At 74.8% G+C, this 17,548-nt stretch carries 14 protein-coding genes and 1 pseudogene; 5 read left to right on the top strand and 10 right to left on the bottom strand.

Going from position 1 to position 17,548, the window contains the following annotated elements; all coding sequences use genetic code 11:
- Nucleotides 1–203: 203 nt before the first annotated feature.
- Entirely contained in the window at nucleotides 204–431 is a 228-nt protein-coding gene (locus GQS52_RS02845) for a dodecin (RefSeq protein WP_182311514.1), read from the bottom strand.
- Nucleotides 432–619: 188 nt separating this feature from the next.
- On the opposite strand from GQS52_RS02845, the gene GQS52_RS02840 reads away from it, so the two are divergent.
- Nucleotides 620–1,363 (top strand): hypothetical protein, encoded by a 744-nt coding sequence (locus GQS52_RS02840; RefSeq protein ID WP_259370529.1) that lies wholly within the window; start codon nucleotides 620–622, stop codon nucleotides 1,361–1,363.
- Nucleotides 1,364–1,709: 346 nt separating this feature from the next.
- Here GQS52_RS02840 and GQS52_RS02835 read toward each other — a convergent pair whose 3' ends face one another.
- Nucleotides 1,710–2,387 (bottom strand): enoyl-CoA hydratase-related protein, encoded by a 678-nt coding sequence (locus tag GQS52_RS02835; protein WP_182311513.1) that lies wholly within the window; start codon nucleotides 2,385–2,387, stop codon nucleotides 1,710–1,712.
- 258 nt (nucleotides 2,388–2,645) lie between these two features.
- Here GQS52_RS02835 and GQS52_RS02830 point away from each other — a divergent pair, with 258 nt between their 5' ends.
- The 3 genes from GQS52_RS02830 to GQS52_RS02820 are packed head-to-tail and all read left to right on the top strand — an operon-like array spanning nucleotide 2,646 to nucleotide 5,932.
- The gene (locus GQS52_RS02830; RefSeq protein WP_182311512.1) at nucleotides 2,646–5,075 is read left to right on the top strand and encodes a nitrate- and nitrite sensing domain-containing protein; all 2,430 of its coding nucleotides are present in this window, start codon (nucleotides 2,646–2,648) and stop codon (nucleotides 5,073–5,075) included.
- Complete coding sequence (locus GQS52_RS02825; RefSeq protein WP_182311511.1) at nucleotides 5,072–5,485, top strand: roadblock/LC7 domain-containing protein; 414 nt, start codon at nucleotides 5,072–5,074, stop codon at nucleotides 5,483–5,485. Before GQS52_RS02830 ends, GQS52_RS02825 begins: the two co-directional genes overlap by 4 nt.
- A 9-nt stretch (nucleotides 5,486–5,494) precedes the next feature.
- Nucleotides 5,495–5,932, top strand: coding sequence for a DUF742 domain-containing protein (locus GQS52_RS02820; protein ID WP_182311510.1), 438 nt, complete (start codon nucleotides 5,495–5,497; stop codon nucleotides 5,930–5,932).
- Here GQS52_RS02820 and GQS52_RS02815 read toward each other — a convergent pair.
- From GQS52_RS02815 to GQS52_RS02805, 3 genes are all read right to left on the bottom strand, one after another.
- On the bottom strand, nucleotides 5,910–6,539 hold the full coding sequence (locus GQS52_RS02815; RefSeq protein ID WP_182311509.1) for a tetratricopeptide repeat protein: 630 nt from the start codon (nucleotides 6,537–6,539) through the stop codon (nucleotides 5,910–5,912). The two genes, GQS52_RS02820 and GQS52_RS02815, sit on opposite strands and share 23 nt — an antisense overlap.
- Nucleotides 6,536–7,009: a hypothetical protein gene (locus GQS52_RS02810; protein WP_182311508.1), complete on the bottom strand. Its 474-nt coding sequence runs from the start codon at nucleotides 7,007–7,009 to the stop codon at nucleotides 6,536–6,538. The genes GQS52_RS02815 and GQS52_RS02810 overlap by 4 nt, the downstream gene beginning before the upstream one ends.
- A gap of 161 nt (nucleotides 7,010–7,170) precedes the next feature.
- Nucleotides 7,171–9,684: a DEAD/DEAH box helicase gene (locus GQS52_RS02805; RefSeq protein ID WP_182311507.1), complete on the bottom strand. Its 2,514-nt coding sequence runs from the start codon at nucleotides 9,682–9,684 to the stop codon at nucleotides 7,171–7,173.
- Between the two features lie 165 nt (nucleotides 9,685–9,849).
- Between GQS52_RS02805 and GQS52_RS02800 the strand changes: the two genes are divergently transcribed.
- Nucleotides 9,850–10,644 (top strand): metal-dependent hydrolase, encoded by a 795-nt coding sequence (locus GQS52_RS02800; RefSeq protein ID WP_182311506.1) that lies wholly within the window; start codon nucleotides 9,850–9,852, stop codon nucleotides 10,642–10,644.
- A 111-nt stretch (nucleotides 10,645–10,755) separates the two neighbouring features.
- On the opposite strand, the gene GQS52_RS02795 is transcribed toward GQS52_RS02800, so the two are convergent.
- The 5 genes and pseudogenes from GQS52_RS02795 to GQS52_RS02775 form a co-directional block, all read right to left on the bottom strand.
- Nucleotides 10,756–11,343, bottom strand: a complete 588-nt coding sequence (locus tag GQS52_RS02795; protein ID WP_182311505.1) for a type VII secretion target — start codon at nucleotides 11,341–11,343, stop codon at nucleotides 10,756–10,758.
- A gap of 58 nt (nucleotides 11,344–11,401) precedes the next feature.
- On the bottom strand, nucleotides 11,402–11,869 hold the full coding sequence (locus GQS52_RS02790; RefSeq protein ID WP_182311504.1) for a hypothetical protein: 468 nt from the start codon (nucleotides 11,867–11,869) through the stop codon (nucleotides 11,402–11,404).
- 94 nt (nucleotides 11,870–11,963) lie between these two features.
- Nucleotides 11,964–13,610 carry an alpha/beta hydrolase gene (locus GQS52_RS02785; RefSeq protein ID WP_182311503.1) on the bottom strand — a complete coding sequence of 549 codons (1,647 nt, stop codon included), beginning with the start codon at nucleotides 13,608–13,610 and terminating at the stop codon, nucleotides 11,964–11,966.
- A 161-nt stretch (nucleotides 13,611–13,771) separates the two neighbouring features.
- On the bottom strand, nucleotides 13,772–15,625 hold the full coding sequence (locus tag GQS52_RS02780; RefSeq protein WP_182311502.1) for an ABC transporter ATP-binding protein: 1,854 nt from the start codon (nucleotides 15,623–15,625) through the stop codon (nucleotides 13,772–13,774).
- Nucleotides 15,622–17,495 (bottom strand): annotated as a pseudogene (locus GQS52_RS02775) (ABC transporter ATP-binding protein). The gene GQS52_RS02780 and the pseudogene GQS52_RS02775 overlap by 4 nt, the downstream one beginning before the upstream one ends.
- Nucleotides 17,496–17,548 lie beyond the last annotated feature (53 nt).

Here is a 17,548-nt window from a genome sequence, read left to right as displayed (position 1 = left end):
AGCGCCCACCGTAGTCGGCCCGCCCGCCGGTCCGGAGCCGCGACGCGGCCGGGCGTGGCGTCCGGCCCCGCGTCCCGGGGGAGCCGCGGGCGCCGCGGACGGAGGGCGGGGACCGGAGAAAGGGCGTGCGCGGGAGGGATCCTGCGGGGGCCAGGGGGCCAGGGGGCCGGGAGGCCGGGGCCGGGCGGACGGCCCGCGGTGCCTCAGGAGCCCGCGGACTCTTCGTCCTCGAGGCGGAAGCCGATCTTGAGGCCCACCTGGTAGTGCTCGACCTGCCCGTTCTCCAGGTGGCCGCGGATCTGGGTCACTTCGAACCAGTCCAGGTGGCGCAGAGTCTGCGAGGCCCGCTCGATGCCGCTGCGGATGGCGGCGTCGACGCCCTCGTGGGAGGTCCCGTAGATCTCGGTCACGCGGTAGGTATTGTGGCTCATGGCGGTCTCCGTGGGTCGTGCGACGTTCTCCGGCTCCACGGTGCCCCAGGGGTGGGCGGTGCGCGAGGCGGAACGGGGCGGGCGGAGAGCCGCCGGCGGAGGGCGGGGGCCGTTCGGAAACACAGGTGCGCCGGGGTCCGAGGTGCTGCCAGGCTGCCCCGGTGAACCGAACGGACAATGACGGCCCTGTGGGCCGAGTGGATGAACGGGTGTTCCTCGCCGCCGCCGACAACGCCGCCTGGTGCCGGGCGGTGTGCCGCCTCCACGGCGCCCCCGGACGCCTCGGGCCGCGGGTCTGGGCCTCCGGCCGCCGGACCCCTCCGCTGTACCCGGACGCGGTGACGCTGTCGCCCGACGCCGTCGCGGCCGATGTCCTGGCCGGCATCGACACGGAGGCGGCCGGGGCGTCGGTCAAGGACAGCTTCGCCCGCCTGGACCTCGCGCCGCACGGCTTCGACGTGCTGTTCGAGGCCCAGTGGATCCACCGGCCCGCGCACCCGCCGACGCCCGCCCCTCCGCCGGACGCGTCCGGCGGCCCGGTGTGGCGGGAGGTGGACGGCCCCGAGGAGTTCGCCCGGTGGCTGCACGCCCGGGGCGACGGGGACGGCTCCGGCCCGCTGACTCCCGGGCTGCTCGCCGACCCCGCGGTCACCGTGCTCGGGGGCTGGACGGGCGGGCCCGGGGACGGCGGCGGCCCGGTGGCCGGCGTGATCGCGCACCGGGGGGAGGGCGTGGCCGCGGTGGGCCTGTCGAACCTCTTCGCGGCCGACGGCTGCACCGCGGACGCCGCCTGGGCGGGGGCCGTGGCCGCCGTCTCGGCCCGCTTCCCGGGCCTGCCCCTGGTCGGCTACGAGCACGGGCCGGACCTGGCGGCGGCGCTCCGCCACGGCTTCGCCCCCGCGGGCCCGCTGCGGGTCTGGCTCGCCCGGTAGCCCGGGGCCGGGACCGGGGCCCGACGGGGGCCGGGACCGGGGCCCGACGGGGGCCGGGGCCGGGACCTGACGAGGCCGGTGAGGAGGCTTCCGCGCGCCCCGGGTTCGGAGCTCGCGCCATCGTGTTTTATGGTTGAACAACATGCGGGCCCGCAAGGGCGCCGTCCCCGGAGCCTGCTCCGCACGCACCGGGGGCGCCCCCCGGCGGGGCCCCGCGGCGCCGGCCGTCGGCCGGTCACCGCCGCGGCGGCCCGCACACCGACCGCCCCGGCCAGGTTCCCCCCGTCCTGGCCGGGGCTTCCCGCGTCCGCTCCCCGGAGCCGGGACGGCCGGGCCCCGGTGCCGGTCAGAGCCGGTTGGCGTCCTCGTCGCGGAGCACGCGCAGCACCTCGGCGTACATGCGGTTCTTGATGGTCCCCAAGGTGGCCCCGGCCTTGCCGGTGAGGCCGGCGGCGAGCTCGGTCGCCGCGGCCCGGACGGCCGTCTCGTCCCCGTCGACGGCCTGGTCGACGATCCCGGCCGCGCGGGCGTCGCGGCCGCCGTAGCGGCGTCCCGTGGTCATCGCCGTGTGCGCGACCTGGGGGGTCAGCCGGGAGCGGATGAGGGCGTCCATGCCGGGGGTGAAGGGGATGTGGATGTCGACCTCGGGGAGGCAGAAGTAACCCCGGTCGCCGCGCATGACGCGGAAGTCGTGGGCCAGGGCGATCATCGCGCCCGCGGCGAAGCAGTGGCCCTGCACGGCGGCGACCGAGTGGACCGGCAGGGAGAGGAAGCGTGCGAAGAGCCCGTGCACGGACGCCACGTAGGCGTTGATCCCGTCCGGGTTCGCGCCGAGCCACTCCAGGTCCAGTCCGTTGGACCAGAACTTGCCGGTGGCGGTGGTGACCAGGGCCTTGGGGCCCTCCGCGGCCTCGACCTCGTCCAGGGCGGCGTCGACCTCGCCGATCCAGTCCGGGTGGAAGCGGTTCTCGTCGCTGCCGAGGTCCAGCAGGAACAGGTCGGCGGATCGGGTCAGTTCGGGCATGGGAGCATCCTTGGCTCGGGACAGGCTGGTGGTGACTGCTCCCCGTAAGTTACTCGTCGGTCACTTACGGGGGAAGGTCGCCCCCCGGAAACCCGGAGGCCGGGGCCGGGTACGGCGGATCCGGGCACCGGATCCGTCCCTTCCGCCCCGGCCCCGGCGATTACGTGCGCAAATACGTGCACAAAGCTGTCGAAGCAGCAGGTCGAACAGGTATGCTCACGCCGCTCCACAGGCCCCGCTGCCAGCGACGGAGAGTCAATGCGCCTGCAGTACCCGCACCGCCGTTCCATACGAGCGAAGCTCCTGGCACTGCTCGTGCTGCCGCTCGCCTCCACGGTCGGCATGTGGGCCTTCGGCGCGGCCTCGGCGCTCGGCGACGCCTGGAGCCTGACCCGGGTCGCCCAGACCTACCAGTACTTCGGCGAGCCCGTCGACGACGTGGTCGAGGCACTGCAGGCCGAACGCCGCTCCTCGGTCGCCTACCTGGCCGGCGGCGGCCGGGACTTCGCGGGCGGCCAGATGGCCACGGACCGCGAGAGGACCACCCGGGCCGTGACCGTGCTCCGCGAGCACGCCGCGGACACGAACCGGCTGGAGGAGCTGGACGGCCGCCAGCGCGCCCGCCTGGCCCGGATGGTCAAGGCCGTCGAGGGGATCGGCGCGCTCAGGGACGACGTGCAGTACCGCGACATCCCCTGGGACGAGGCGCTGAAGCGGTACTCCGAGGTCATCGAGCCCTCGTTCAAGGTCCGCTCCTCGCTCGGCGCGCTGCGCAGCGGAGACCTGGCCGCCCGCACGGCCGTCGTCAACGAGCTGGTGCGGGGCCGCGAGATGCTCTCCCGCGAGGACGCGATGATCACGGCGGGCCAGACCGCCGGGAACCTGACACAGGGCCAGTACCACGACCTGGTCGGCACCATCGACAGCCGCCGCCTGCTGTACGGCCTGTACGCGCCGGAGCTGCCCGCCCCGCAGCGCGCGCTGTACGAGGACTTCACCGACGGCCCGGTGGGCTCCGCGCTGGAGGGCATGGAGGCCCACATACGCGCTGCCGGGGCCGAGCAGGTCGGCTCGTCGGTCATGCACGGGCACTGGCGCGCCACCCTGGACGCCTCGCTCAACGAACTGGCCGGGATCGACCGTTCGGGCGGCCGCGACATCGGCGAGCGGGCCCGCGACGACGGCGTCGCCCTGCTGGTGAGTGCACTGGCCTCCGGCGGCGTCGGCCTGCTGGCCGTCGCCGTCTCGATCGCGGTGTCGGTGCGCATCAGCCGTGACCTCGGGACCCGGCTGACCGCGCTGCGCGACGAGGCCCTGGCCCTGTCCGGCACCCGGCTGCCGGAGGTGATGCACCGGCTGCGCCGGGGCGACGAGAACGTCGACACCGGGCTCGACGCACCCGTGCTCAACCTCGGCCACGACGAGATCGGCCAGGTGGGGCGGGCCTTCGGCACCGTGCAGCGGGCCGCCGTCGAGGCCGCGCTCGACCAGGCGCGGCTGCGCCGCGGGGTCTCCGCGGTCTTCACCAACCTCGCCCGCCGCAGCCAGGTGCTGCTGCACCGTCAGCTCACCCTCCTGGACACCATGGAGCGGCGCGCCCAGGACCCGGTGGAGCTGGAGGACCTGTTCCGCCTCGACCACATGACGACCCGCATGCGGCGGCACGCCGAGGGCCTGCTGATCCTGTCCGGCAACGTGCCGGGACGGGCCTGGCGCCGCCCGGTGCGGATGGTCGAGGTGGTGCGGGCGGCCGTCGGGGAGGTCGAGGACTACCCGCGGGTGGCGGTGCGCCGGATGCCGCGCGTCGCGCTGAACGGCCCCGCGGTCGCCGACGTCCTGCACCTGCTGGCCGAGCTGATCGAGAACGCCACCGCCTTCTCGCCCCCCGAGACCAAGGTCACGGTGCGCGGCGAACGCGTCCCGGGCGGCTTCGTGCTGGAGATCTCCGACCGGGGCCTGGGCATGAGCCGGGAGCGGCTGGAGGAGGCCAATCGCCGGCTCTGCGCGGTGCAGGACTTCGACCTGCCCGACACCGACCGGCTCGGCCTGTTCACCGTCGGCCGCCTGGCGGCCCGGCAGGGGGTGCGGGTCACCCTCCGCGCGGCGGAGGACCGGGGCACCGTCGCGGTGGTCCTCGTCCCGCAGACGCTGCTGGTGGTGCCCGACGGCGACGGCGAGGACGCGGAGACCGGGGAGTTCCGCGCCGGCCCGGACACCGGCGGCCGCACGGCCGTGCCGGCGGGAGCACCCGCAGGCGCCGCGGCCGGGCGGTCGATGGCCGCCGCCGGGCCGGCCGCCGCGGTGCCGGAGCCGTTCGGCGCGGAGCCCGGCACGGGGGTCCCGGCCCTGCCCCGGCGCCGCCCGCCGGTGCTGGTGCGCGAACCGGCCGCCGCGGACGGGCCCGCCGGGCCCGCCCCGGCACCCGGGGCGCCCGCCCCGCTGCCCCGCCGCCGGCGGCAGGAGGTCCTGTCGTCGCAGCTGAGGGACGTACCCCCGCAGCGCAGGCGCCCCCGGGAGGGGCCGGCGGGGGCGCATACGGAGGACCGGGGAGGGGAACGGTCCGCGGAGGACGCCCGCTCCACCATGGCGGCCTTCGCCCGGGGCACCGCCCGCGGGCGCGAGCGTTCGGAAAGGGCCGCCGACGGGGCGGCCGCAGTGACAACCGCACGGGAAGGTGACGGGGGATGAGCAGCACCATCCACGAACTCGACTGGCTCCTGGACGACCTGGTGAAGCGGGTGGCCCACGTGCGCCACGCCCTGGTGCTGTCCGGGGACGGCCTGGTCACCGGCGCCAGCAGCGGGCTGGGGCGCGCGGACGCCGAGCACATGGCCGCCCTGTCCTCGGGCATCCACAGCCTGGCCAAGGGCACGGGCGTCCACTTCGGGTGCGGCTCCGCGCGCCAGACCATGATCGAGCTGGAGGAGGGCTTCCTGTTCGTCACGGCGGCGGGGGAGGGCAGCTGCCTGTCGGTGCTCAGCGACCGCGAGACCGACGTGGGCCAGATCGCCTACGAGATGACCCTGCTGGTCAACCGGGTCGGGGAACACCTGGGCGTGGAGGCGAGAACCGCCTCCGGCGACTCCGGCCAGGGGTGACCGGCCACGATGACGTCACCAGCGGGTGAACCGCGCGGGCAGGAGGCGCCGGCACCGGAGGGGGAACCGGACGGCGGCGTGCTCTGGTACGACGACGAGGCGGGCCCCATGGTCCGTCTCTACACCATGACCCGGGGCCGTGCCCGCCCCCCGGGCGGCGAGGCGTTCGACCTGATCACCCACGTGGTCGCCGACGGCCCGGACGCCGGCGCGCCGGACCCGGACCTGGACGAGGAGCACTGCTCCCTGCTGGAGCACTGCCGCTCCGGCCCGCTGACCGTCGCAGACCTCGCCTCGGCCGCCGACCTGCCGTTGGGCGTGGTGCGGGTGCTGCTCGGCGACCTCGTCGACGCCGGCCACGTACGGGCCTGCCTGCCCGTGCCGCAGGTCCGCAGGGCCGACCCCCGGCTCCTGCGGGAGGTGATCAGCGGTCTCCGCGCCCTGTGACGGCCGGCCGCTGCGTGCCGCCCCCGGGGGGCGGGCGGCGCGCCCCGAGCACGTAGTCGATCCCGGCGCGGATGCGGTGCAGCTCGGGGTTGTCCGGGTCCAGCACGGCGGCCCACGCCCACAGGGCGTCGGCCTTCTCCGGCTGCGCGGCCCGCGCGCACAGCTCCGCGTACGCGCACAGCAGCGCGATGTCGTGCGGGTCGTCGTGCAGCCCGGCCAGGTAGGCGCGTTCGGCCGCCGGGTAGTCCCCGGTGCCGGTGCAGGCCAGGCCGGTCAGCCGCATCAGGTCCGGATCCGGGCCGAACACGTCGAGCAGGGCCCGCAGGCGGTCCAGGGCCTGCTCCGGCCGCCCGGCCGCCAGCAGGCACACCGCCCGCAGCACACCCGGGGCGTACCCGGGGACGTCCTGCGGCGCCCCGGCGCCGGGCAGGCCGTCCAACAGCTCCAGGGCCTCCTCGGCCCGTCCCCGGCGCAGCAGCCGCAGCGCGGCGCCGAGCACCTCCTCGTCCGGGTCGCCGGCGGCCAGCAGCTCCAGCCCGGCATACACGCCCGGGGACCGGGTGCCGGTGTCCCCGGGCGCCCCGTCCGTCCCGCGGCCGGGACTCACGACCCCACCGCCACCGCGGCGGCGACCACCGCGGCCTGCAGGAGCAGGCCGCCCACCGCCCCGTAGACGGCGTTGCGGGTACCGGGGGCGTAGCGCCCCTCCCGCAGCCGGAACGCCCGGTGGTGCAGCCGGATCGACCGGATCTGGGACAGGGCCAGGAGGATCGACACCGCCCGGACCGTCACCACCGCCGGCCCCCACAGCAGGGCCGCCGCGCACATCAGCGCTGTCTCGGCGACGGCCGCGGCGGCACCGCCGCGCACCAGCCAGGCACGGTGGCGGGCCAGCCCGTCCGGTTCGGCGTCCAGGGTCCCGTAGCGCCAGGCGTTGCGCAGGGCGAACCAGGTGGCCCCGGCCGACCCGCCCACGGCGGCGACGGCCAGGTGCGTGCGCGGGTCCCAGGGCCGGATGCGGAACTTCGGCCCGGAGACGCTGGGCTGGAGCAGCTCATCGGGTGAGGTCTCGGCCATGTAGTGCCCCCAGGCTGATCATCGGTCTGCGCGGCATCGTAAGCGATCCGCGGCCGGCCCGTCAGAGCGTGCCCGCCCGCCGCCGGATCCGCCCGGCGCCCGCCCGGCCGCGCACGGGGCCGGGCGCCCGCCGGCGGCACCGTGCGTGCCCGCGTCCGGACCTACAGCTGTCCGACCGAGACGACCTTCACCACCGCCCGGCCCTCCTCGTCAGAGGCGGTCAGGTCCACCTCGGCACTGATGCCCCAGTCGTGGTCGTCCGCCGGGTCGTCGAAGACCTGGCGCACCCGCCACAGCCCGTCCTCGGGCCGCTCCTCGATCTGCAGCAGCTTCGGCCCGCGCGCGTCCGGGCCCGTCGGCAGCTCGTCGTACTCGTCCCAGTAGGGGTCCATGGCGTCCGCCCAGGCGTCGGCGTCCCAGCCGGCCTCGCCGTCCAGCTCGCCGAGCTCGCGCCACTTCTCCAGAGCGGCCAGCTCCACCCGGCGGAACATCGCGTTGCGCACCAGCACTCTGAAGGCGCGGGCGTTGGCCGTGACCGGCTTGACCTGGTCGGCGCGGTCCTGCGCCTCGTCGGCGGTCTCCTCCTGGGGGTTGGCCAGCTGCTCCCACTCGTCGAGCAGGCTGGAGTCGACCTGGCGCACCAGCTCGCCCAGCCAGGCGATCAGGTCCTGCAGGTCCTCGGACTTCAGGTCCTCCGGGACGGTGTGCTCCAGCGTCTTGTACGCGCTCGCCAGGTAGCGCAGCACGATGCCCTCGGCCCGCGCCAGCTCGTAGAAGGAGACGAACTCGCTGAAGGTCATGGCCCGTTCGTACATGTCGCGGACCACGGACTTGGGCGAGAGCGGGTGGTCGCCCACCCACGGGTGGCTCTTGCGGTACACCCCGTAGGCGTGGAAGAGCAGCTCCTCCAGCGGCTTGGGCCAGGTCACCTCCTGGAGGCGCTCCATGCGCTCCTCGTACTCGACGCCGTCCGCCTTCATCTGCTGGACGGCCTCGCCGCGCGCCTTGTTCTGCTGGGCGGCGAGGATCTGCCGCGGGTCGTCCAGGGTGGACTCCACGACCGAGAGCATGTCCAGCGCGTACGAGGGGGACTCGGCGTCGAGGAGGTCGAAGGCGGCCAGGGCGAAGGTGGACAGCGGCTGGTTGAGCGCGAAGTCCGACTGCAGGTCCACGGTCAGCCGCACGATGCGGCCCTCCGCGTCCGGCTCGTCCAGCTGCTCGACGACGCCGCCGGCCAGCAGCGAGCGGTAGATGGCGATGGCGCGCCGGATGTGCCGCAGCTGGCTGCGGCGGTCCTCGTGGTTGTCCTCCAGCAGGTGCCGCATGGCGTCGAAGGCGTTGCCCGGCCGGGCGATCACCGACAGCAGCATGGCGTGGGTGACCCTGAAGCGGGAGGTCAGCGGCTCGGGCTCGGAGGCGATCAGCTTCTCGAAGGTGTTCTGGCCCCAGTTGACGAAGCCCTCGGGGGCCTTCTTGCGCACCACCTTGCGGCGCTTCTTCGGGTCGTCGCCCGCCTTGGCCAGCGCCTTCTCGTTCTCCACCACGTGCTCGGGGGCCTGCGCGACGACGAAGCCGGAGGTGTCGAAGCCGGCCCGCCCGGCGCGGCCGGCGATCTGGTGGAACTCGCGCGCCCGCAGGGTGCGCACCCGGGTGCCGTCGTACTTGGTCAGGGCGGTGAACAGCACCGTGCGGATGGGCACGTTGACGCCCACGCCGAGGGTGTCGGTGCCGCAGATGACCTTCAGCAGGCCGGCCTGGGCCAGCCGCTCCACCAGCCTGCGGTACTTCGGCAGCATCCCGGCGTGGTGCACCCCGATGCCGTGGCGGACGAAGCGCGACAGGTTGCGGCCGAACCCGGTGGTGAAGCGGAAGTTGCCGATCAGCTTCCCGATCGCGTCCTTCTCCTCGCGCGTGCACATGTTGATGCTCATCAGCGCCTGCGCCCGCTCCACCGCCGCGGCCTGCGTGAAGTGCACGATGTACACCGGCGCCTGCTTGGTCTGCAGCAGTTCGGTGAGCGTCTCGGTCAGCGGGGTCGTGCGGTACTCGTAGCTCAGCGGCACCGGGCGGGTCGCCGAGCGCACCACGGAGGTGGGGCGCCCGGTGCGCCGGGTGAGGTCCGCCTCGAAGCGGGAGACGTCGCCGAGCGTGGCCGACATCAGCAGGAACTGCGCCTGCGGCAGCTCCAGCAGCGGGATCTGCCAGGCCCAGCCGCGGTCCGGCTCGGCGTAGAAGTGGAACTCGTCCATCACCACCTGGCCGACGTCGGCGTGCCTGCCGTCGCGCAGCGCGATCTGCGCCAGCACCTCGGCGGTGCAGCAGATCACCGGGGCGGTGGGGTTGACCGAGGCGTCCCCGGTGAGCATGCCGACGTTCTCGGTGCCGAAGATCTTGCACAGGTCGAAGAACTTCTCCGACACCAGGGCCTTGATCGGCGCGGTGTAGAAGGTCACCTCGTTGCGGGCCAGCGCGGCGAAGTGCGCGCCCGCAGCGACCAGCGACTTGCCCGAGCCGGTCGGCGTCGACAGGATCACGTTGGCGCCGGAGACCACCTCGATCAGCGCCTCCTCCTGCGCGGGGTAGAGCGTGATGCCGCGGCTCTCGGTCCACGAGGAGAACGCCTCGTACAGGGCATCGGGGTCGGCGTCGTTCGGCAGCTGATCGATAAGGGTCACGCCCTCCATACTGCCTGCCCCGGCCCCCGAAACAGAACCGGCTCCACCCGCCGTGATCACGTAGCGCTACGCTGTTGCCCCGGCCGGGACCGGCGGCCGCGGGACGCACGCGGCACGGACCGCGCTTCGCGGAGCACACAACGAAAGAGGGGGGCGGTCCTCGCCATGATGGGACCCGCGCATTCACTGTCCGGGGCGGCGGCCTGGCTGGGGCTGGGCGCGGCGGCGTACGCGCTGGACGAGCCGATGCCGTGGCCGGTGCTCGTCGTCGGCGCGCTCATCTGCGCCGGTGCGGCCCTCGCCCCCGACCTGGACCACAAGGCGGCCACCATATCCCGGTCCTTCGGGCCCCTCTCGCGCGGCGTGTGCGAGGTCGTCGACAAGGTCTCCTACGCCGTCTACAAGGCCACCCGGGGCAAGAAGGACCCCAACCGCAAGGGCGGGCACCGCACCCTGACCCACACCTGGGTGTGGGCGCTGATGTGCGGGGCGGCGGCCTCGGCGACCGCGGTGTGGGTCGACCGCTGGGGCGTGCTGGTCGTGCTGTTCGTGCACATGGTGCTGGCCATCGAGGGCCTGCTGTGGAGGCAGGCCCGGCCCTCCAGCGACGTGATGGTGTGGCTGCTCGGCGCGACCAGCGCCTGGATGCTCGCCGACGTCCTGGACACCACCGTCGGCGGGGCCGGCTGGCTGTTCTCCGAGCCGGGCCAGGAGTACATGTGGGTCGGTCTGCCCATCGTGGTCGGCGCCCTCGTGCACTGCCTGGGCGACGCGCTGACCGTCTCCGGCTGCCCGGTCCTGTGGCCGCTGCCGCTGGGCGGCAAGCGCTGGTACCCGCTGGGCCCGCCGAAGTTCATGCGCTTCAAGGCCGGCAGCTGGGTCGAGGTCAAGGTCCTCAGCCCGCTGTTCGTCCTGGCCGGCGGCGTCGGCGCCCTGGGCGCCCTCGGCTTCGTCGGCTGAACCGGCCCGGCCGGCCGCGGCCGGACACGGACGGGAACGGACGGGATGCGGGAACGCCGGTCCCGGTGCACACGCACCGGGACCGGCGTTCCCGCATCCCGTTTCGAAGGATCAGCCGAAGGGGTTCTTCGACGGGTCCGGGCGGAAGGGGGCCGGGCCCGTGTCCGGCGCCGGGCCGCCGACGATCGCGTCCGGGTCGTACACCGGCATGGTCGCCGCCGGGCTGTCCGAGGCGGACGGGAGGCCCGCGCCGGGGGTGTGCTGGATCGGGGCCCCGTTGGCGGCGGGGGCCATCGGCTCCCCGGGGGTGGGCCGCGTCGACCAGGCCGGGGCACCGAACGGGGAGGCGCCGCCGGGGGCGCCCATGGTGCCGATCGCGGGTGCGGCCTGCGTGGAGGTGTCGAACTTCTCGAAGTCCTGCGAGACCAGGTCGTCGTTCCACTCGTGGCCGTCGGCGGACCTGCGCAGGTTCGCCGCACCCGCTCGGGTGCGCTCCTCCAGGCCCTTCAGCGCCGGGCGCCAGCTGGAGGCGATCTCCTGGAGGGCCCCGGCCACGGACCAGCCGGACAGGGCCCCGCCCGCCGCGTCCGCGTCCTTGACCGCCTTGTCGCTGGGGCTCCCCATGTCCTCGGCGATGGTGTCGGCGGCGCTTGCGGACGCCCGCAGCTCCGCCGGGTCGACCTTCATGTTCTTCGACATCGTCACTGCTCCCCGTGGTGCCGGTCCTGGCGGCGGGCCCCGGACGGCCCGCCGCGGGTCACTGCGTCTCCTGCGTCGCGCCCGGCGGCAGCAGGCAGGGCGTGCGGACGCCGAACAGCAGGGTCTTGGACGGCTTCCTCGACGGGCCGGAGGAGGAGACGTCCACGGTGAACCGGTCGTCGGGGATTGTGGCGCTCACCGTGGCCGTGCGGTAGTCGTCCTCGTACTCCCGGTACCCGGTGACCTCGTAGCCCTTCTCCTTGAAGTCGGCGCGCAGCTTCCGGACGGCCGCCGTGTGCTCCTCCTTGGGCAGGTCCGCGTGGACGGCGTGGTAGAGGGAGAACCGGCCGTCCCCGGCGATCTCGTCGTTCTTGCCCACGCAGTCGTAGAAGTAGGTTTCGGCGTCCCCCTCCCGGAGGCTCACGCCGGCGGCCTCGGCCATGCGGGAGGCGTACTCCTCGGCCCGCGTGGTGGCCTCCTCCTTGCTCATGCGCGGCAGGGGGGCGTTCTTTCCTTCGTCGGACATGCAGGCTCCGGTGAGAAGTAGTGCGGTGGCGCTCAGGGCGCACCAGAAGGACCTGGACTTGGGCATCGGGGATTTCCGGGCGGGGAGGGAGGGGCTACCAGGGGAGGAGCGGAACATCGTTGTCCTCCTTGGGGACCTCGGTCGGAGGACGGCCGGAGATGATCTTCCCCTGGTTGTCGAGGCTCCTGCTGTTCGGGTCCCAGTAGCCGCTGTGCCCGCTGGTGTCCACCTCGAAGTTGTTGCCGCCGAAGGGCTCCTCGGCGGGATTGTCGCCGAGGTTGAAGTCGGAGAACATGTCGATGATCTCGTCGTCGCCCGCGGCCCCGATCCAGACGCGGTCCGGGTCGATCTGCAGGTCGCCGGCCTCGTTGACGGTCATGCCGGGGCTTCCCACCGCCACGATGTCGTCCGCCCCGAGGCCGTCGCCGCCGGCGGCGGCCGCGCCCACGGTGGTCGACCCGTAGCTGTGGCCGATGACCGTCAGGTGGCTCGGGGCGCCCTGGTGCGAGGCCCGGGTGCCGTCGAGGAACTGCCGCAGGTCCGGCGCCGCGTCCTGGGCGCGGCCCTCGGTCGTGACGCTGTTGAAGTCGGTGGCCGCCGCCTCGGGGGCGTCGTAGCCGAGCCAGCTGATCATGGCCACGTCCTCGCCGTCGCTGTGCTCCTTGGCGGAGTCCTGCAGCGCGCTGATCCGGTTGAGCTGGCCGGGCATCGACTCCATGGTGGTGTTCGTGCCGGGCACGAGCACCCCGGTGTGGGCCGCGGTGTCCGGGTTGCCCATGGCGACGACGGCCTTGCCGTCGCCGTCGGAGTCGAAGGCGAGCAGGTACCGCTCCTTGCCGGCGGGGGCGCCGTCGCCCTCGTCGAGCATGTCCCGGAGGATCATCAGGTTCTGCTGGCGGGTGTTGAGGTCCTCGTTGGTGGTGTCGCCGAAGCTGCGGCCCTCGCGGTTCTCCAGGGCGTTGAGCTCCTGCTCCAGGGCGAGCCGGTTGGCGTCGTTGCGCACGGTGGTGGGCAGGCCGTCGGTGGAGCCGATCAGGTCCGGGTACAGCGTGGTGTACAGGTCGCGTTCCTCGGGGTCGAGGGCCTTCCACCACTCGGCGGCGGCCTTCGGGTCGTCCCGGGGGACCTGGGGGTCCTGGATCCCCAGGGCCTTCATGGCCGCGTCGACGTCGGAGGCGGACTCGGCGGCGGCGTCGAAGTTGAACCGCTCCATGATGTCGCCGTTGAGCCCGGACAGGGCCTTCTTGCCGTCGTCGCTCGCCTTACGGGCGTCGGTGAGGGCGTCGTCGATCCACCGGCGGTACTCGCCCATCGGGCCGCCGCGCTGCCGCGCGATCTCCTGGGTGTCGGGGTCGTTGCGGGGGAGCGAGGCGGTCTGCGGGTCGCTGACGGTCCCGTCGTCGTCGACCTCGTAGCCGTTCTCCTCGGCCCTCCTGACCGCGTTGCGCAGGTCGGTCTGCGCCTGCTCCATCCGCAGGCGCGTGGTGTCGACGACCTCGTGGACGGCCATGGCCTCGGTCCGGACCAGGCCGATGCGGGTCTCGACGTCCTCCAGGTAGTACAGGGCCGCGTCGGCGTCCTCGCCCTCCCACTGCGCGTGCAGCGGGCCGGTGACCTTGGAGCGGTGACGCTCGGCCAGCTCCTGCATGGTGGTGGAGAGCTTGCGCCACGCCTCGGCGGCGGCCTCCATGTCCGAGAAGTCCTGCTTGAGCAGGCGCGCGAAGTCCGAAGCCATCGTCATGCGCCTCCGGTTCCGGTACCGGGGGCCGACGACCCCGCCCGTGGCGTGCCGAAGGGCACGTTCCGTCCTCCCATGGAGGGAATCCCCGTTCTCTCGTTCTGCGGTGGAACGCGTGCACACTACCGAAGGGCGACCCGCCGTCAGGAAGGGGTCGGGGCAGGTCAGTTCGTCCTCGCGCCGTCCAGTGCGCGGCCCCGCCCGCCGCCGTCGCCCTCCCCGTCGCCGTCCTGCCGGTCCCCGTGCCAGGAGCGCCACAGGGCCGCGTAGGCCCCGCCGGCCGCCACCAGCCGGTCGTGGCCGCCCAGTTCGGTGATCCGGCCGTCCTCGACCACGGCGATGAGGTCCGCGTCGTGCGCGGTGTGCAGGCGGTGCGCGATGGCCACCACCGTGCGGCCCTCCAGCACCCCGGCCAGCGAGCGCTCCAGGTCCCGGGCGGCTCCGGGGTCCAGCAGCGAGGTCGCCTCGTCCAGCACCAGGGTGTGCGGGTCGGCCAGCACCAGGCGCGCCAGCGCCACCTGCTGCGCCTGGGCCGGGGTCAGCGCCGCGCCCCCGGAGCCGACCTCGGCGTCCAGGCCGCCGTCCAGCGCGGCCGCCCACCCGTCCGCGTCGACCGCGCCGAGCGCCTCCCACAACTGCTCGTCCCCGGCATCGGGACGGGCCAGCAGCAGGTTGTCGCGCAGCGACCCGACGAACACGTGGTGCTCCTGGTTGACCAGCGCCACGTGCGCGCGCACCCGCTCGGCGGGCATGCGCGCCAGCGGCGCCCCGCCCAGGGACACCTCGCCCGCGCGGGGGGCGTAGATCCCCGCCAGCAGCCTGCCGAGGGTGGACTTGCCCGCACCCGACGGCCCGACCAGCGCCAGCCGGGTGCCCGGCCGCACCGACAGGCAGACGTCGTGCAGCACGTCGCTGCCGGGCAGGTAGCCGAAGCGGACCTCCTCGGCGCTCAGCTCCCGCCCCCGCGGAACGGCGCCGTGGTCGGCCTCCGGCTCCTCGACCTCCCGCACACCGACCAGCCTGGCGACCGAGACCTGGGCGACCTGCAACTCGTCGTACCAGCGCAGGATCAGGTTGACCGGGTCCACCAGCATCTGCGCGTACAGCGTGCCCGCGGTCAGCTCGCCGACCGTCATCCGCCCCTCCAGCACGAGGAACCCCCCGACGACCAGCACCGACACCAGCACGAGGGTGTGGGCCGCGCCCACCCCGGGGAACAGCACGCTGCGCAGGAAGAGGGTGTAGCGCTCCCAGGCCACCCACTCGCCGATCCGCCGCTCCGACAGGCGGACCCGCCGCTCCCCGAGCCGGTGCGCCTCCACGGTGCGCCCGGCGTCCACGGTCTCCGCCAGGGAGGCGGCGACCGCCGCGTACCCGGCGGCCTCCGACCGGTAGGCCTGCGGCGCCCGCCGGAAGTACCACCGGGACACCGCCAGCAGCAGCGGCAGCGCCACCAGCACGGCCAGGGCCAGCGGCGGCGAGGTCCACACGATCGCGCCCAGCAGCAGCACCGTCCACACCGCCGCGACGACCAGGTGGGGGACCGCCTGCCGCATGGCGTTGGACAGCCGGTCGATGTCGGTGGTGATCCGCGACAGCAGGTCGCCGGTGCCGGCCTTCTCCAGCACCCCCGGGGGCAGGGCCACCGACCGCACCAGGAAGTCCTCGCGCAGGTCCGCCAGCATCCGCTCGCCCAGCACCGCGCCGCGCAGCCGCACCTGCCGCACCAGCACCGCCTGGACGGCCAGGGCGGCCAGGAACAGCACGACCGTGCGCTCCAGGTGCAGTTCCCGGGCCCCGTCGGCCAGGTCCTGCACCAGGGTGCCGAGCAGGTGGGGGCCGGCCATGGACGCCAGCACCGCGCCCGCGTTGACCGCGACCAGCACGGCGAACGCCGCGCGGTGCCGGCCGGCCAGTTCGCGCACGTAGGCGCGCACCGTGGCGGGCGAGCCGACCGGGAGGACGGCAGCCCGGTGCGGTGCGTCGGGGTCGTGCTCGGGCGGCGCCATGCCGATCATGCCTCGTCCTCCGTCCCGACGGCCTCCGCCGTCCTTGCCGCGCCCGTCGTCCCCGCCGCCCCCGCGGGGCGGGCCGCCGGGACGGCCTCCGCCTCCCGGACGACCACCGCGCGGTAGCGCGGGTCCTGGCGCAGCAGCCCGCGGTGCGTGCCGGACGCCACGGTCCTGCCGTCCCGCACCAGCACGACCCGGTCGGACCGGTCCAGCAGCAGCGGGCTGGAGGTGAACACCACCGTCGTGCGGCCGGCGCGCAGCCCGCGCAGGCCCTCGGCGATCCGGGCCTCGGTGTGCGAGTCGACCGCGCTGGTCGGCTCGTCCAGTACCAGCACCTCCGGGTCGGCGACCAGGGAGCGGGCCAGGGCGAGCCGCTGGCGCTGCCCCCCGGACAGGGAGCGGCCGCGTTCGGTGATGCGGGCGTCCATCGGGTCGCCGTCCGCGCCAGCAGTGCCGGCCGAGGCCCGGGCGAGCGCGTCGAGCACGTCGCCGCACTGCGCGGCCTCCAGGGCCTCCCGCGCGGTCACCGCGCCCGAGGCCGGCACGTCCAGCAGCTCCCGCAGGGTGCCGGACAGCAGCACCGGGTCCTTGTCCTGGACCAGCACCGCCGCGCGGGCCCGGTGCAGCTCCACCGCGTCCAGCGCCACGCCGCCCAGCAGGACGGACGGCTCGTCCCCGTCCGCTCCCGGCGCGTGCCCGCCCAGGCGGTCGGCCAGCAGGCCCGCCGCGTCCGGGTCGCCGCACACCACGGCGGTCAGCTTCCCGGCGGGCGCAAGCAGGCCGCTGACCGGGTCGTACAGGTCGCCGCCGGCGGGCAGGCCCGCGCCGTCCGCCGTCCCGGTGGCGCCGGGGGCGTGCGTTCCGCCGCCCGCCGGCGCGTCCCCGCGCCGCAGGCCGAGCACCCGCGCGGCCCGGTCCGCGGAGGCGCGGGAGAAGATCCAGGCCGAGGCGGTCTCCTCGAAGATCCGCAGCGGCATCAGCAGGAAGGAGACGGCGCCGTAGCAGGCCACGAGCTCGCCGACCGTGATCCGGCCCTGGAGCGCGAGCCGCGCGCCGAACCAGACCACCGCGACCAGGAACAGCCCCGGCAGCACCACCTGGAGCGCACTGATCAGCGACCACATCCGGGCGCTGCGCACCGCGGCGGCCCGCACCGCCTGGGAGGCGGACCGGTAGCGGGCCAGGAACAGCTCCTCGCCGCCGATGCCCCGCAGCACCCGCAGTCCGGCGACGGTGTCCGAGGCCAGCTCGGTCGCCCGGCCCGCCCGCGTCCGCTGCTCGTCGGCGCGCCGCTGCGCGGCCGGCAGCAGCGGCAGCACGGACAGCGCCAGCACGGGAACCCCGACCGCCACCGCGACGCCGATCAGCGGCTGGTAGAGCATCAGGCCGACCGAGACGGCGACGCAGGCGGCGACGGCCGCGGCGAACCGGGAGAACGCCTCGACGAACCAGCAGATCTTCTCCACGTCACCGGTGCCCACCGCGACGACCTCGCCGGCCGCCACCCGCCGGGTGAGCACCGGCCCCAGCTCGGCCGTCCTGCGGGCCAGCAGCTGCTGGAGGCGGGCGGCGGCGGTGAGCCAGTTGGTGACGGTCACCCGGTGGGTCATGGTGTCCCCGAGCGCGGTCAGGGCCCCAGGGCGAGGAGCAGGGCGGCCGCGGCGGCCAGCCCGCGCCCGGAGCCGTCCACGACGGCCTGCACGGCCAGGCCGACCCCGGCCGGCAGGGCCGCGATCGACCCCAGCCACAGGAATCCCCACAGGGCGGCGCCGACCTGGCCGGCCGGCTGCTGCCTGCCCAGCCACACCAGCAGGCGGAAACCGGACCTGACGTCCGGTACACCCGGTTCGGCATGCGGGAGGTCACGAAGCGACATGGGTGTCCTGCCGGATTGTCGTGTGGGTGCGGGCGTGCGGGCGGATCCGCCCC

Origin of the sequence: Streptomyces sp. SCUT-3, from assembly GCF_014083985.1 — a bacterium.
GTDB lineage: Bacteria > Actinomycetota > Actinomycetes > Streptomycetales > Streptomycetaceae > Streptomyces_H > Streptomyces_H thermolineatus.
The sequence above is the reverse complement of the archived record's forward strand: the minus strand, read 5'-3'. Positions and strand labels throughout refer to the sequence as shown.

What these genes read in the sequence shown, in the direction of transcription:
- GQS52_RS02845 (WP_182311514.1), bottom strand. Translation starts at nt 431, where the DNA reads ATGAGCCACAATACCTACCGCGTGACCGAGATCTACGGGACCTCCCAC.
- GQS52_RS02835 (WP_182311513.1), bottom strand. Translation starts at nt 2,387, where the DNA reads ATGCCCGAACTGACCCGATCCGCCGACCTGTTCCTGCTGGACCTCGGC.
- GQS52_RS02830 (WP_182311512.1), top strand. Translation starts at nt 2,646, where the DNA reads ATGCGCCTGCAGTACCCGCACCGCCGTTCCATACGAGCGAAGCTCCTG.
- GQS52_RS02825 (WP_182311511.1), top strand. Translation starts at nt 5,072, where the DNA reads ATGAGCAGCACCATCCACGAACTCGACTGGCTCCTGGACGACCTGGTG.
- GQS52_RS02820 (WP_182311510.1), top strand. Translation starts at nt 5,495, where the DNA reads ATGACGTCACCAGCGGGTGAACCGCGCGGGCAGGAGGCGCCGGCACCG.
- GQS52_RS02810 (WP_182311508.1), bottom strand. Translation starts at nt 7,009, where the DNA reads ATGGCCGAGACCTCACCCGATGAGCTGCTCCAGCCCAGCGTCTCCGGG.
- GQS52_RS02800 (WP_182311506.1), top strand. Translation starts at nt 9,850, where the DNA reads ATGATGGGACCCGCGCATTCACTGTCCGGGGCGGCGGCCTGGCTGGGG.
- GQS52_RS02795 (WP_182311505.1), bottom strand. Translation starts at nt 11,343, where the DNA reads ATGTCGAAGAACATGAAGGTCGACCCGGCGGAGCTGCGGGCGTCCGCA.
- GQS52_RS02790 (WP_182311504.1), bottom strand. Translation starts at nt 11,869, where the DNA reads ATGTCCGACGAAGGAAAGAACGCCCCCCTGCCGCGCATGAGCAAGGAG.
- GQS52_RS02785 (WP_182311503.1), bottom strand. Translation starts at nt 13,610, where the DNA reads ATGACGATGGCTTCGGACTTCGCGCGCCTGCTCAAGCAGGACTTCTCG.
- GQS52_RS02780 (WP_182311502.1), bottom strand. Translation starts at nt 15,625, where the DNA reads ATGATCGGCATGGCGCCGCCCGAGCACGACCCCGACGCACCGCACCGG.